At 63.3% G+C, this 14,052-nt stretch carries 10 protein-coding genes, 1 pseudogene and 1 riboswitch; of the genes and pseudogenes, 2 read left to right on the top strand and 9 right to left on the bottom strand.

The annotated features are described in order from the left end of the window. Positions 1–46 precede the first annotated feature (46 nt). Positions 47–2,098 (bottom strand): DNA topoisomerase IV subunit B, encoded by a 2,052-nt coding sequence (parE, locus tag AC0L2V_RS15395; protein ID WP_023801056.1) that lies wholly within the window; start codon positions 2,096–2,098, stop codon positions 47–49. A gap of 267 nt (positions 2,099–2,365) precedes the next feature. Between parE and AC0L2V_RS15390 the strand changes: the two genes are divergently transcribed. Then, positions 2,366–3,535, top strand: a complete 1,170-nt coding sequence (locus AC0L2V_RS15390) for a GGDEF domain-containing protein (RefSeq protein ID WP_473520529.1) — start codon at positions 2,366–2,368, stop codon at positions 3,533–3,535. 71 nt (positions 3,536–3,606) lie between these two features. Here the strand turns inward: AC0L2V_RS15390 and gcvP are convergent, their stop codons facing one another. The 3 genes from gcvP to gcvT are packed head-to-tail and all read right to left on the bottom strand — an operon-like array spanning position 3,607 to position 7,926. Beyond that, the gene (gcvP, locus tag AC0L2V_RS15385) at positions 3,607–6,417 is read right to left on the bottom strand and encodes an aminomethyl-transferring glycine dehydrogenase (RefSeq protein WP_473520528.1); all 2,811 of its coding nucleotides are present in this window, start codon (positions 6,415–6,417) and stop codon (positions 3,607–3,609) included. A 19-nt stretch (positions 6,418–6,436) separates the two neighbouring features. Continuing rightward, positions 6,437–6,805: a glycine cleavage system protein GcvH gene (gene gcvH / locus AC0L2V_RS15380; RefSeq protein ID WP_027156276.1), complete on the bottom strand. Its 369-nt coding sequence runs from the start codon at positions 6,803–6,805 to the stop codon at positions 6,437–6,439. A gap of 5 nt (positions 6,806–6,810) precedes the next feature. After that, positions 6,811–7,926 (bottom strand): glycine cleavage system aminomethyltransferase GcvT, encoded by a 1,116-nt coding sequence (gene gcvT, locus AC0L2V_RS15375; protein ID WP_091597158.1) that lies wholly within the window; start codon positions 7,924–7,926, stop codon positions 6,811–6,813. A 152-nt stretch (positions 7,927–8,078) separates the two neighbouring features. Further along, a riboswitch (glycine riboswitch) is annotated at positions 8,079–8,166 on the bottom strand. Positions 8,167–8,330: 164 nt separating this feature from the next. On the opposite strand from gcvT, the pseudogene AC0L2V_RS15370 reads away from it, so the two are divergent. Next, positions 8,331–9,328 (top strand): annotated as a pseudogene (locus tag AC0L2V_RS15370) (hypothetical protein). Between the two features lie 42 nt (positions 9,329–9,370). Here AC0L2V_RS15370 and AC0L2V_RS15365 read toward each other — a convergent pair. The 5 genes from AC0L2V_RS15365 to AC0L2V_RS15345 form a co-directional block, all read right to left on the bottom strand. Beyond that, the gene (locus tag AC0L2V_RS15365; protein WP_473520527.1) at positions 9,371–10,159 is read right to left on the bottom strand and encodes a molybdopterin-binding protein; all 789 of its coding nucleotides are present in this window, start codon (positions 10,157–10,159) and stop codon (positions 9,371–9,373) included. Between the two features lies 1 nt (position 10,160). Next, a complete protein-coding gene (locus AC0L2V_RS15360; RefSeq protein ID WP_091597167.1) occupies positions 10,161–11,042 on the bottom strand; it encodes a cytochrome b/b6 domain-containing protein in 882 nt (293 codons plus the stop codon). A gap of 114 nt (positions 11,043–11,156) precedes the next feature. After that, complete coding sequence (locus AC0L2V_RS15355) at positions 11,157–11,840, bottom strand: DUF1345 domain-containing protein (protein ID WP_091597170.1); 684 nt, start codon at positions 11,838–11,840, stop codon at positions 11,157–11,159. A 138-nt stretch (positions 11,841–11,978) separates the two neighbouring features. After that, a complete protein-coding gene (locus AC0L2V_RS15350) occupies positions 11,979–12,446 on the bottom strand; it encodes a YaiI/YqxD family protein (RefSeq protein ID WP_091597173.1) in 468 nt (155 codons plus the stop codon). Positions 12,447–12,741: 295 nt separating this feature from the next. Further along, complete coding sequence (locus tag AC0L2V_RS15345; RefSeq protein WP_091597176.1) at positions 12,742–13,869, bottom strand: S-(hydroxymethyl)glutathione dehydrogenase/class III alcohol dehydrogenase; 1,128 nt, start codon at positions 13,867–13,869, stop codon at positions 12,742–12,744. Positions 13,870–14,052 lie beyond the last annotated feature (183 nt).

Below are 14,052 nucleotides of genomic sequence, written 5' to 3'. Positions count from 1 at the left end.
AAACTGAGACACTACCTGCCGTTGCGGTTCGCCGAGCCGAAGAAATTCAGATATCCAGCACTTCCGTCTCGGCGAATTCCGCGCGTTCCTGGATGAAGCGGAAGCGGGCTTCCGGCTTGGTACCCATCAGCGCGTCGACCGCATCCTTGGTCGCCGCCTCGGCGTCGATCACATCGACCCTGAGCAGCGTGCGCTTTCTCGGGTCCATGGTGGTTTCCTTGAGCTGGGCGGCCATCATTTCGCCCAACCCCTTGAAGCGGCCGATTTCGACCTTGCCGCGCCCGGTGAACTCGGTGCGCAGCAGTTCGTCCTTGTGCGCATCGTCGCGGGCATAGGCGACCTTGCCGCCTTGGCGGATCGAGTAGAGCGGCGGCACCGCCAGGTAGAGATGGCCGTCGCGGACCAGGCTCGGCATCTCCTGATAGAAGAAGGTGATCAGCAGCGAAGCGATGTGGGCGCCGTCGACGTCGGCGTCGGTCATGATGATGACCCGGTCGTAGCGCAGATCCTGATCGCGGTATTTTGACCGCGTGCCACAGCCAAGCGCCTGGATCAGGTCGGAAATCTGCTGGTTGCCAGCCAGCTTGTCGTTGCCGGCGCTGGCGACGTTGAGAATCTTGCCGCGCAGCGGCAGCACTGCCTGGCTGGCGCGGTCGCGCGCCTGTTTCGCCGAGCCGCCGGCCGAATCGCCCTCGACGATGAAGAGCTCGGCGCCGGCCGCTGCATTCTGCGTGCAGTCGGCGAGCTTGCCGGGCAGGCGCAGCTTGCGCACCGCGCTCTTGCGCGAGACTTCCTTTTCCTGGCGGCGGCGCACCCGCTCGTCAGCACGCGCGATCACCCATTCGAGCAGCTTCGAAGCTTCCTGGGGGTTGTCGGCCAGCCAGTGGTCGAAGGGGTCGCGGATCGCGGCCTCGACGATCCTGATCGCCTCGATCGTCGCCAGCCGGTCCTTGGTCTGGCCGACGAATTCCGGCTCGCGGATGAACACTGACAGCATGCCCGCCGCCGAGATCATGACGTCTTCCGAGGTGACGATCGACGCGCGCTTGTTGCCGACCAGCTCGGCATAGGCGCGCAGGCCGCGCGTCAAGACGTTGCGGAAGCCAGCCTCATGGGTGCCGCCTTCGCCGGTCGGGATGGTGTTGCAGTAGGAGTTGAGGAACCCGTCGCCGCCGAACCAGGTCACCGCCCATTCGAGCGAGCCGTGGCCGCCTTGCCTGTCGCTTTTGCCGGCAAAGATTTCGCGGGTGACCTGGAATTCGTCGCCGAGCGAGGCTTTCAGATAGTCCTTGAGGCCGCCGGGAAAATGGAACTCGGCCTTGGCGGGCGTCGTGTCCTTCTCCTTGATCAGCGAGGGGTCGCAGGTCCAGCGGATCTCGACGCCGCCGAACAGATAGGCCTTCGAGCGCGTCATCCGATAGAGCCGCGCCGGCTCGAATGCCGCACCCTTGCCGAAGATCTGCTCATCGGGATGGAAGCGTATTCTGGTGCCGCGGCGGTTATGCACCTCGCCGAGCTGCTCCAGGCCGGTCACCGGAACGCCGCGCGAAAAGCGCTGGCGATAGAGCTGGCGGCCGCGCGCGACCTCGACCTCGAGATGGTCCGACAGCGCGTTGACGACGGAGACGCCGACGCCGTGCAGGCCGCCCGAGGTCTCGTAGACCTTGCTGTCGAACTTGCCGCCGGAATGCAGCGTCGTCATGATGACTTCGAGCGCAGGCTTCTTGAATTTCGGATGCGGATCGACCGGAATGCCGCGGCCATTGTCGGTCACCGCCAGATATCCGTCGGCCGAAAGCTCGACATCGATGAAAGTCGCGTGGCCGGCGACCGCCTCGTCCATCGAATTGTCGATGACCTCGGCGAACAAATGGTGCATCGCCTTGTCGTCGGTGCCGCCGATATACATGCCGGGCCGCCGCCGCACCGGCTCCAGCCCTTCCAGAACCTCGATGTCGGCGGCACTGTAGCTCTCGCTGCCGTCGCGGGATGCCGGGCGCTTCGCCGCCTGCACCAGCGGGTCGGCCGGGCGCGCGGTGGCGCGAACCGGTTGCGGCTGCTTGTCCAAATTGCCGAAAAGATCGTTGCTGTCGTTCATGCTGGTCCTGGATTGCGATGCTGCGAATCACCACCCGATACTGCCACGCTTTTTGCGGGCAGGCGACGGAGGTTCCCGTTACGTTCGAGGATAGAGCCTCTTACTGCAAAACCATTCGACAACCAAGCGGCGGAAATGGGCCGAGGGCATCGACGCTTTGTAAACCTTGTCCGGAGGTTACGCCGGAAGGTTGGCCGAAAAAGGGTATTCGCGGATTGCTGCTGACCTAGAATGCGGCAGAACCCGAGAAGAGGCTGTCGCTTACGCATGTTGGATTACAGTTCGCTCCTGCTTGCGGCAGCGCTGTCGGGCACGTGCCTCAGCATCACCCTGTTTGCGATCTGGTGCACCGCGCCACAGGCACGCTTTGTGCTGACGGTGGCGTGCGGCATTTTCGTGCTCGTCGCACATGTGGTCTTGTTCTGGCACTATGCCAAGCATCCCAGCCCCTGGCTTTGCCAGATTGTACTTGCGCTTCTCAGCCTGGGCCTTCTGACCCTCTGCCTATCGGCCATGCAATATCTCGGCGTCCACGACTATAGGCGCGCCATCTTGCCGACCCTGGCTGCGATGGCGGTTTGCGCAGGCGCGACGTCGCTGGGCTTTGACGGCATCGGCTTCATCGTCACCTACGCGACGGTAACGGCGCTGCTCTCGCTTATCGGGGTGATGTTCTGGATCAAAGGTGGTCATGATCGCCGGATATTGCTGGTCGTTTCGTTCCTGAGCGGCGTCTGTGCGCTGTCCTTCGGACTTTGCGGCGCGGTCCTGCTGGTCAAGGGCCAATGGGTGCTCGGCGTTGCGCCCGACAACTGGGCCGAACGGTTGAATTCCGCCGTGGCGGTCGCCTGCATGACGGGGCTCGGCGCATTGACGCTCTCCCTGCACCATTTGCAGGCGCAGATCGAACTGAAGGCCGAGACCATGACCGACCCATTGACCGGGCTGATGAACCGGCGGGCGTTGACGGCATTCTACGGCGAGCGGATTTTCGGCCCGTTCATGTCTGTCGCCATGTTCGACCTCGACCATTTCAAGAAGACGAACGATGTATTCGGTCATCCGGTCGGCGATCAGGTTCTGCGCCGCTTCGCCGCTGTCGTCAGAAAATACTCCAGGACCGGCGTCGACGCCTTCCGGCTGGGCGGCGAGGAATTCGTCCTCGTCATGTCGCGGATGACTGAAGAGAAGGCTTACGACATTGCGAGCAAGATCAGCGTCGCCTTCGGCACGGAAGTCGTCGCCACCCAGCTTGGTCCGTTGCGCAGCACAGTCAGTGGCGGCATCGGCTTTGGCGGGACGGATGGCACCAGTCTCGACAATGTGCTGGCCGAAGCCGACGCCGCACTCTATGCGGCAAAGCGCGCCGGGCGAAATCGCGTCGTCGCCCAGAACAAGGCGAGCAAGGCCGACGCGCCGGCCTTGCGTTCTGCCTGATTGAGGCTTCTATCTTCTTGTTAGACCATGATCTTGTCCGAAAACCGGATTCCACTTTTCGGGATCATGGTCTACTCCGCCGCCCCCAGATATTCCGACAGCGGCGGGCAGGAGCAGACGAGGTTGCGGTCGCCGGCGACATTGTCGATGCGCGACACCGGCGGCCAGTATTTGGCTGACGTGTCGGCATCGCCGGCGGGGTAGGCCGCCTCCAGGCGCGAATAGGGATGGGTCCACTGGCCGGCCAGCGCCTCGGCGGCGGTATGCGGCGCATTGACCAGCGGATTGTCGGCCAGGGGCCATTCGCCTTTCGCCACCTTGGCTGCCTCGCCTGATATCGCGATCATCGCCTCGCAGAAGCGATCGAGCTCGCGCTTGGGCTCGGACTCGGTCGGCTCGACCATCAGCGTGCCGGCGACCGGAAACGACATTGTCGGCGCATGGAAACCGAAGTCGATCAGCCGCTTGGCGACGTCGTCGACGCTGATGCCGGCACTGTCCTTGAGCACGCGGGTATCGAGGATGCATTCATGCGCGACGCGCTCGTGCCTGCCCTTGTAGAGCACCGGGAAATGCGCTCCGAGCCGCGTCGCCACATAATTGGCGGAAATGATCGCCGTCTCGGTCGCCTGCTTCAGGCCCGAAGCGCCCATCATCCGGATATACATCCAGGTGATCGGCAGGATCGAAGCGCTGCCGAACGGTGCAGCCGACACGGCATGGCCCGAGCCTTCGACGACGTGGCCGGGCAGATAGGGTTGCAGATGCGCCTTGACGCCGATCGGGCCGACGCCGGGACCGCCGCCGCCATGCGGGATGCAGAACGTCTTGTGCAGGTTCATGTGGCAGACGTCGGCGCCGATGTCGCCGGGGCGGGCAAGACCGACCAGCGCGTTGAGGTTGGCGCCGTCGAAATAGACCTGGCCGCCATGCTCATGGACAAGGGCGCAGAGGTCGCGCGCGCCTTCCTCGAAAACGCCGTGCGTCGAGGGATAGGTGAACATCAGCGCCGCAAGGTCTTGCGCATGCTCGTCCGCCTTGGCTTTCAGGTCATCGACGTCGATGTTGCCGTCTTCGGTGCAGCGCACGACGACGACGTTCATGCCGGCCATCGCCGCACTCGCCGGATTGGTGCCATGCGCCGATGACGGGATCAGGCAGACCGTGCGGTGAGCTTCGCCGCGTGAGCGGTGATAGCCGCGAATGGCGAGCAGCCCGGCATACTCGCCCTGGCTGCCGGCGTTGGGCTGCAGGGTCACCGCGTCGAACCCGGTGATCTCCGCCAGCCAGGCTTCCAGTTCGTCGATCATGGCGCGGTAGCCGGCCGAATGGCTTGCCGGGGCGAAGGGATGCAAATTGGCGATATCAGGCCAGCTTACCGGCATCATCTCGGCGGCGGCATTGAGTTTCATCGTGCAGGAGCCGAGCGGGATCATGGCGCGGTCGAGCGCCAGGTCCTTGTCGGCCAGCCGGCGCAGGAAGCGCATCATGTCGGTTTCCGAGTGGTTTTCGCGGAAGACAGGCTGCGTGAGAAACGCCTTGCCGCGCGGTTTTCCGGGCATGGTGCTGCCGACGGCTGCGCCCGGCTTGGCGCCGAACAGCGCCGCGATCGCCTCCAGATCGGCCTCGGTCGAGGTTTCGTCGAAGCTGATGCCGATGCGGTCGGCGTCGATGACGCGCAGCAATCGGCCGGTCTTTTCGGCTGCGGCGCCAATCGCCCCGGCTCTGCCTTTCACTTCCACCGCCACGGTGTCGAAGCGGCTTGCGCCAAGCACCGAAATTCCTGCTGCGTCGAGACCGGCAGCCAGCCGGTTGGCCAATGCATGGATTCGGCCGGCAATCGCCTGCAGCCCGGCAGGGCCGTGCCAGATCGCATAGGCGGTCGCCATGTTGGCGAGCAGCGCCTGCGCGGTGCAGATGTTGGAGGTCGCCTTGTCGCGGCGGATATGTTGTTCACGCGTCTGCAAGGCGAGGCGATAGCCGGGCCGGCCCTTGCTGTCGGTGGACTGGCCGACCAGGCGGCCGGGCATCAGCCGCGTCAGCCTGTCGGAAACGGCGCAATAAGCGGCATGCGGCCCGCCAAAGCCCATCGGCACGCCGAAGCGCTGCATCGGGCCGACGGCGATGTCGGCGCCAAGCGCAGCCGGCGCGTCGGTCAGCGTCAGGGCGAGCGGATCGGCAATGAAGACGACCAGCGCGCCGGTGGCGCGAGCTTTCTCGATTGCCGCCCTGTGGTCGCCATAGACGCCAAACGTATCGGGCCAGGAGACCAGCAGAGCGGCTGTGTTGTCGTCGATCGTGTCACCGTCGACCTCGATGCCGAGCGGCTCGGCGCGGGTGCGCACGACGTCAAGCGTCTGCGGATGCGGCGTGCCGGCCAGCGCCACTTTGGTCCGCTTGTCGCGGTGGTGGCGTAACGCGATGCCGACTGCTTCGGCCACCGCCGTCGCCTCGTCGAGCAACGAGGCCGACGCGACCGGCAGCCCGGTCAGTTCGGTGACCAAGGTCTGGAAATTGAACAGCATTTCGAGCCGGCCCTGGCTGATCTCGGCCTGGTAGGGCGTGTAAGCCGTATACCAGGCCGGGTTCTCGAACAGGTTGCGCTGGATGACCGGTGGCACGTGGACGCCGTGATAGCCGGCGCCGATGAAGCTCTTCAAAACTGTATTTTTCGCCATTGTCGCTGACAGCTCGGCCAGCGCCTCGGCTTCGCTCGCCGGGGCCGGCAAGGCCAGCGGCCGGTCGAGCCGGATCGATTTCGGCACAGCCTGGCTGATCAGCGTCTCGACCGACGGAACGCCGATCGTCGCCAGCATGGCTCTGACATCATTGAGGCCGGGGCCGATATGGCGGGCCGAGAAGGAGTAGGGTGCTGCGGTCATCTTTCCTGGTCCTGCTCTCTCAACCAATATGGGCTTTGTAGGCGGCCTCATCCAGGAGACCTTCGAGTTGGCTTTCATCGGCCAGCTTCATCTTCCACAGCCAGCCGTCGCTGGCCGCCGCCGAATTGACCAGGGACGGATCAGACGAAAGCGCGGTGTTGGCCTCGGTGATCTCGCCGTCGACCGGCGCATAGACGTCCGATGCCGCCTTGACCGATTCGACCACGACGGCGGTATCGCCCTTGGCCAGCTTTTTCCCAGGCTCCGGCAATTCGACGAAGACGAGATCGCCGAGTTGTTCCTGCGCGTAGTCGGTGATGCCGATGGTGGCGATACCGCCTTCGACGCGGAGCCATTCGTGATCTTCAGTGAAATAGGTCTTTGCCATGAAGTTCATCCTTTGCGGTAGCGATGCGGTGTGAAGGGCAGGGGATTGATATCGACCGGGATTTTGGTCCCGCGAACGTCGGCGAAGAGTTTTGCGCCGGGTTTGGCCAGCGACGCCTGGACGTAGCCCATGGCGACCGGATGGCCGGCCGAGGGGCCGAAGCCGCCGGAGGTGACGTGGCCGGCGGGATTGCCGTCGGCATCGAAAAGGGCAGCACCGGGACGCACCGGCTGGCGGCCTTCCGGCTTCAGGCCGACGCGTTTCTGCGTTGGGCCGCGCTCCAGGATTGAACGCAAGGCGTCGGCACCGATGAAAGCGCCAGAGGCGCGAACCTCCTTCGGGATCGCCCACATCAGCCCGGCGCCGGCCGGGTCCATCTCAGGCGTGATGTCCAGTCCGTGCAGGCACAGCCCTGCTTCGAGCCGCAGGCTGTCGCGGGCGGCCAGCCCAACCCACATCACTCGCTCGTCCTCGAGCAGTTTGGCGACGAGATTTCGCGCATCCGCTTCCGGCAGGCCGACCTCGAAGCCGTCCTCGCCGGTATAGCCCGAGCGGCTCATGAACCAGTTTTCGCGCGGCTCGAAGCCGTGCATGAACAGCAGCGATCCGGTTTCGATGCCGGCGCGCGACAGGGCGGCCCAGGCTTCGGGACCCTGGATTGCCAGGAAGACGCGGTCGAGTGCTTCAATCTTGGCGTCAAAGTCCGCCTTGGCATCAAAGTCGGCAAGCTCACGAAGGTGTTTTTCGTCGGCTTCAGCATTGCCGGCATTGGCGACGACCATGAAGCGTTGCCGGCCGAGCCTAGTGACGATCAGATCGTCGATGATGCCGGCGGCTTCATTGAGAAAGAACGTGTATTTGGACTGGGAAATCTCAAGCGCGCCGGCGTCGAACGGGCAGGCACGATTGAGCAGTGCTTCAGCGCCCAAGCCACTGATCTCGAACAGCTTCATGTGTGAGATGTCGAACAGGCCGGCATGTTCGCGGGTATGAAGGTGCTCCTTCATCACGCCGGCCGGATAGGTGAGCGGCATCGACCAGCCGGCGAACGCGCCAAAGCGCGCATTGGCGGCCACGTGCAGGTCTTCGAGGGGAAGGTGTTTGGTGTCGTCGCCCGTCATGTCGTCTCCAGAGTCGCACGCAATCGGCCGCGAATGGCGACCAGTCCGTGCCCCTCTGTCTGAAGCCTGAGAGACTCGCGCCCCGTAACTCTGTCGGCAGCGCTTACACCTTCGGCGCGGGGCGAAAAAAGCCCCGACTTTCCAGAGTGTCTTTCCCGTCTACGGTTCTTTTTGCCTGAGAGATTTCGGGCGATTTCCCCTTCGGCGGCAGCTCTCGCTGCTCTCTCCCGCAAACAGGTAGGACTCAATTTGAGCCCTCGACTCGTCATCCATAGCCTGTCGGCAACACCTTGTCACCTGCTAGCGACAGCTTACCGACAAGTCTTCGCTAACCACGCGGTTTGCCGGTTTCTCAAGGAACTGCCGATATGTTGGGTCCAAGTGACGTATGGAGGGGAAACGAAATGGGCGAATTGAAGTGCGTTCCGGTGGCCGAACTGGCCTCGAAAAATCGGGTCACAGCGGAAGACGTGGTCATGCTGCGCCGCGAGGTATTCGGCGACGGGGTGGTGACGCGGAGCGAGGCCGAGGCGCTGTTTGCGCTCGACGCGATAGAAGGGGACAAATGCGCGGAATGGCCGGATTTTTTCATCGAAGCCATCACCGACCTCATCGTTCATCAGGAAAAGCCGGCGGGCTATATCTCGCAGGACAATGCCGACTGGCTGGTCCAAGCGATTTCGCGTGACGGCATGGTCGACAGCCTGACCGAACTCGAACTGCTCGTGCATGTGCTGGAAAAGGCGAAATCCTCGCCGAACGGGCTTTGCGCCTATGCGCTGGAGCAGGTCGCCCATGCCATCATCGACGGCAAAGGGCCGCTGATGCACGGCGGTAAGCTGGTTCCCGGGCTGATCGCCAAGGCTGAAGTCGAGCTTCTGCGCCGCATTCTCTATGCCTATGGCGGCGACGGCAACATTGCCATCACCCGCGCCGAGGCAGAGGTGCTGTTCAAGATCAACGAGCGGACCGCGGCAGCCAACAACGATCCATCGTGGAATGATCTGTTCGTCAAGGCGCTCGCCAATTACGTCATGTGCTCGGCCGGCTACGAAGCTCCGGTGCGCGACGTGGCGCTGCGGCAAGATGCTTTCCTGGAGCAGGCCGATCCAGAGATCGGCGGTTTCTTCGGCCGCATGGTTTCGGGTGGCCTCGCCGGCATCATGAAAGCCTACTGCGCGCCGGGCGATATCGAATCCGAATGGGGTCGAAGAACAAGGCAGCCGAAGCACTGGCACGCCGCGCCGAAACGATCGACGCGTGCGAGGCGAAATGGCTGGCCGAGCGCATCGGCAGCGACCGGCCGCTGCATGAGAACGAGCGCGCGCTGCTGACACTGATCAAGCACGCCTCGCCGGAAATCCATCCGGTGCTCAAGCCGCTGATCGACAAGGTCGCCTGAGCAAAGCACCAAACACTGATCGGAAATGGCGGAGCTATGGCGTCAAATGCCGCCGTACCAGTCGTAGCCATTGTCCTCCCAGTAGCCGCCCCTGCCGCCGCCGATAGCGGCGAAACTGTCGACCAGTTCGATCCGGCGGAGATACTTTGGCATCTTGTAGCCGATCTGGCGCTCGACGCGGACGCGCAGCGGCGCGCCGTTCTCGACCGGCAGCGGCTTGCCGTTCAGGCCATAGGCAAGGATCGTCTGCGGGTGACGGGCATCGATCAGGTCGATCGAGCCGTAATATTTGATGTCGCCGGACAGGCTGCGGTCGATCGTGTCGAGGCAATGGAACACGACGTAGCGCGCCTGTGGCTTGACCACCGCCTGATCAAGCACCAGCGACAGCGGCGTGCCGGTCCATTTGGCGATGCAACTCCAGCCTTCGACGCAGTCGTGGCGGGTGATCTGGGTGCGGCTTGGCATGTTCATCAATTGCTCGCGGGTCAGCGACAGCGGCTTTTCGACGAGGCCTGAGACGTCGAGCCGCCAGTCGGCGAAATTGTTGGCGAGCAGGCTTTTGTAGACATCGTCGTCCGGCGCGGTGACGCCGTTCGGCCGCTGCGGCTGGCGAATGTCGGCTTCGGTGAATTCCGGCGCCAGCGAATCGCCGCCGAGCAGGCGCTGCGCGCGCCAGGTCAGGCCGTTGGCGCCTTCGAGGAAACTGCGCAGTCCGTCGCCGACACGAAGCTGGCTGTCGAATGCATCGCAACCCGACAGCATGATGCCGGTGACGCCGAGGCTGGCCGAGGTCAGGAATTTTCTGCGGCTGATCACAAACTTCGCCATCTCACGCACCCCTCTGCGGCGTCTTGCTGCCATGCGCCGGCGGATCGGTTCGGTACCAGCCGGTGATGATGGAACGCAGCTCGTTGATCGGGCCGGCAGCGAAGATCATCACCATATGGATGATGAAGAAGGCGACGAGCAGCAGCATCACGACGAAATGGATTGTCCGCGCCGTCTGCCTGCCGCCAAGCAAATCGTTGAGGAATGGCAGCGCCGCGTTCATGCTCGGCGACATGGCAAGGCCTGTGATGATCATCAGCGGCAGCAGCACGAACATCACGCCGCCATAGGCCATCTTCTGCAGCGTGTTGTATTCGCGCGTGTGATGAAACTTGAATTTGGCATGATCGATGATGTCTCGCGGCAAACGCCTGAGATCGTCGATGCGCGGGACAAGATCGCGGCGCAGATGACCGTTGACCAGGCTGGCGACCAGCCACACGACCAGGGTCGTGGACAGTATCCAGGCGAAGAAGAAATGGACCACGCGGGCGGTGCCGAGGTCGTAATAGGAGGGGATTGTCGCCCAGGACGGGAAGGCGCGGGACGTCTCCCGACCCGCCGGCCCCGACCAGCCGAGCACACCGGTTGTGTCGAAGCGCTTGCCGAAGATTTCGGTGTAGCCGCGCGGGCCGTTTGCGGTGTTCTCGGCGCCGATGGCGAAGATGGTGTTGTTATATGCGAATCCCGATTCCTTGCCGATATAAAGCTGGGGGCGGGCATTGAAGATCTGCAGGCCGGAAAGCAGCATGAAGAACAGCGAAATGGCCCAAAGCCAGTGCGTCAGCCGCGTCCAGCGCGACTGCCGGTAGATCAGCGTTGCATCTTTCGGCGCGGCAGTATCTGGCCCGACAGTGGATTGGCTCCTGGCAACCGATTGCATTTTTTCGCGTCCTTCCGGCCGCTCAGTCGGCCTTTCCGATCGTTCTCCTCCCAATACGTTGCCAGCCAAAGCGATGTTTCATCCGATCACGGAATTATTACAGACTGCCCGGTGCTACCGGCTCCCGAGACTGACGGCGAGGTTGACCGCGGCGGCGACGATCACTGTATTAAAAAAGAACGACAGGATCGAATGCAAAAGCACGATGTGACGCATTTGCGTGGTCGAGACCGCGGTATCGGAGGTCTGCGAGGTCATGCCGACGGTGGTCGAGAAATAGAGAAAATCCCAGCCGTCCGGCCGCTCCTTACCGGCAAATACGAGGCCGCCGACCGGCTTTTTCTGTTTCGCTTTGCTGCCGGGGTCGGTCTCTTCATCGTTGACCCAGTAAACATGGGCGTAGTGCAGCGCCGTCATGGCGTGGATGGTGAACCAGCCGAGGGGGATCGACAGCAGCGCGAAGGTGAGTTCGACAGGATGCGCGCTGCCCTCGCGATTGATCAATTGGAACAGCGAGATGATGGCAATGGTGACGACAATCAGCGTCACCGCAAAGATGACTAGCACCGGCTGGTCGGTGGCCCGCGCGTTCTTGCTTAAAAAGCGGCCGGTGAGCAGCGGCATCTGGGCGAGGACGATGACGGTGTAGGCGGCGAAAAACGCATTGGCGCCGATCGAAAAGGCGAGCGGAGTGCGCAAGACCAGCGCGATCGCCAGTGCCACTACACCGATGCAGGCCGACACCGCGAACTGCATGTGGCGGTGCAGTGGCGTCTTCAGGGGAGTCTCGGTCGTCATGGCCCGGCCTCTGATGGCGGTCCGTCTTACCGCCGCTCGTCTCTTAGGGCTCGAACATTATAGCACTTTTGACTGTGCGCATGATGCCGAAGATCGATTCCGGTTTTGCTGCGCTGACCTCCGGTTCGGGGTCAAGCGCTAGCCCAGTGCGGCGGATTTCAGCGCACGCCGCAAGATGCGGTCGAGCTCGCCAAGAAACCGCGAGCGGTCCTGCGGCGCGAAACTGGCATTGTAGCCCTTGCTTTCGCCAGTCTCGCGCAGATGCTGCTTGAGGTCGCGCATCGCTACCGCCATGCCGATCGTTTCCGGAGTGAACGGGCGTCCGGTCGGCCCAAGCACATGGGCGCCGAGCGCCACCGTGCGGGCGGCAAGCGGGATGTCTGATGTCACGACGATGTCGTTGGGCTTGGCATTGTCGACGATCCAGTCGTCCGCCGCGTCGGCGCCCTTGGACACGACGACGTTGCGGATCATAGGGTCGCGCGACGGACGCAGCCCGCCATTGGAGACAAAGGTGACGACGACGCCATGGCGCTCGGCGACCTTCTCGACCTCGGCCTTCACCGGACAGGCATCGGCATCGACGTAAATGGCGGGTGCGGGCATGGTTCGTTCCAAGCCTATGAAGCCGGGCGATTGTGCCTGGATTGATGTTCGAGCGGTCAAAGGTCGGCGCTGCCCCTCATCCGCCTGCCGGCACCTTCTCCCCGTATAGTGACGGGGCGAAGGGAGCTTGCCGCAGCCTCGGCACGCTTTCTGCCACGCTGCAGGTTGGCGAAATCCCTTTGCGAAGGCGTCTTTCTCCCCGTCACTATACGGGGAGAAATGCCCGGCAGGGCAATGAGGGGCGGCGCAGACCTAAAGCGATTGCCTTGCTTCCTCCCGGCCACGTCGCAAATTCTCAATAGACCACCACGCTCCTGATGCTCTTGCCCTCATGCATCAGGTCAAAACCCTTGTTGATGTCCTCCAGCTTCAGCGTGTGGGTGATCATCGGGTCGATCTCGATCTTGCCGTCCATGTACCAGTCGACGATCTTCGGCACGTCGGTGCGGCCGCGCGCGCCGCCGAACGCGGTGCCCATCCAGGTGCGTCCGGTGACCAGCTGGAACGGCCGCGTCGAGATCTCCTGGCCGGCGCCGGCAACGCCGATGACCACCGACTTGCCCCAGCCGCGGTGCGATGCCTCAAGCGCCTGGCGCATCACCTTGGTGCTGCCGGTGCAGTCGAACGTATAGTCGGCGCCGCCGATCTGGTCGGCGCCGCGCTTGGTCATGTTGACGAGATAGGGCACGATATCGCCGTCGATCTCCTTCGGATTGACGAAATGCGTCATGCCGAATTTCTCGCCCCATTCCTTCTTGTCGTTGTTCAGGTCGACGCCGATGATCATGTCGGCGCCGGCAAGGCGCAGCCCCTGGATGACGTTGAGGCCGATGCCGCCGAGGCCGAAGACGGCGGCCGTGGCGCCGATCTCGACTTTTGCGGTGTTGATCACCGCGCCGATGCCGGTGGTGACGCCGCAGCCGATGTAGCAGATCTTGTCGAAGGGCGCGTCGGGATTGACCTTGGCCACCGCAATCTCGGGCAGCACGGTGAAGTTGGAGAAGGTCGAGCAGCCCATATAGTGGAAGATCTTGTCCTTGCCGATCGAGAAGCGCGACGAGCCGTCCGGCATCAGGCCTTGCCCCTGCGTGGCACGGATCGCGGTGCACAGATTGGTCTTTCTGGACAGGCAGGACGGGCATTGCCGGCATTCCGGCGTGTAGAGCGGGATGACGTGGTCGCCCTTCTTGACCGAGGTGACGCCCTTGCCGACATCGACGACGATGCCGGCGCCCTCATGGCCGAGGATCGCCGGAAAAATCCCTTCGGGATCGGCGCCCGACAGCGTGAACTCGTCGGTGTGGCAGATGCCGGTCGCCTTGATCTCGACCAGCACCTCGCCGGCTCGCGGGCCGTCGAGGTCGACCTCCAGGATTTCCAGCGGCTTTCCGGCGGCGACAGCGACAGCGGCACGGGTTTTCATCGGGGCTCTCCTCTCAAGCCAAATCGGCAATCGAGGCGAGCTTTAGCGTATCTGCAGGTTCTGGACTATGGGACGAATTGACAGTTCGGTGCCGGGTTTTGGTCGTCACCAGGCGACTTGCGCCCGGATATGCGCCTACGTGCCTTGACCGGCCGGGCCAAGCCCATAAAAGAAAGGCAGCCG

It is taken from the genome of Mesorhizobium sp. WSM4814, assembly GCF_055811595.1.
Note: the sequence above shows the minus strand (reverse complement) of the source record. Positions and strands in the feature narration are given on the sequence as shown.

Coding starts and splice junctions, on each gene's coding strand:
- parE (WP_023801056.1), bottom strand. CDS start 2,098: ATGAACGACAGCAACGATCTTTTCGGCAATTTGGACAAGCAGCCGCAA.
- AC0L2V_RS15390 (WP_473520529.1), top strand. CDS start 2,366: ATGTTGGATTACAGTTCGCTCCTGCTTGCGGCAGCGCTGTCGGGCACG.
- gcvP (WP_473520528.1), bottom strand. CDS start 6,417: ATGACCGCAGCACCCTACTCCTTCTCGGCCCGCCATATCGGCCCCGGC.
- gcvH (WP_027156276.1), bottom strand. CDS start 6,805: ATGGCAAAGACCTATTTCACTGAAGATCACGAATGGCTCCGCGTCGAA.
- gcvT (WP_091597158.1), bottom strand. CDS start 7,926: ATGACGGGCGACGACACCAAACACCTTCCCCTCGAAGACCTGCACGTG.
- AC0L2V_RS15365 (WP_473520527.1), bottom strand. CDS start 10,159: ATGGCGAAGTTTGTGATCAGCCGCAGAAAATTCCTGACCTCGGCCAGC.
- AC0L2V_RS15360 (WP_091597167.1), bottom strand. CDS start 11,042: ATGCAATCGGTTGCCAGGAGCCAATCCACTGTCGGGCCAGATACTGCC.
- AC0L2V_RS15355 (WP_091597170.1), bottom strand. CDS start 11,840: ATGACGACCGAGACTCCCCTGAAGACGCCACTGCACCGCCACATGCAG.
- AC0L2V_RS15350 (WP_091597173.1), bottom strand. CDS start 12,446: ATGCCCGCACCCGCCATTTACGTCGATGCCGATGCCTGTCCGGTGAAG.
- AC0L2V_RS15345 (WP_091597176.1), bottom strand. CDS start 13,869: ATGAAAACCCGTGCCGCTGTCGCTGTCGCCGCCGGAAAGCCGCTGGAA.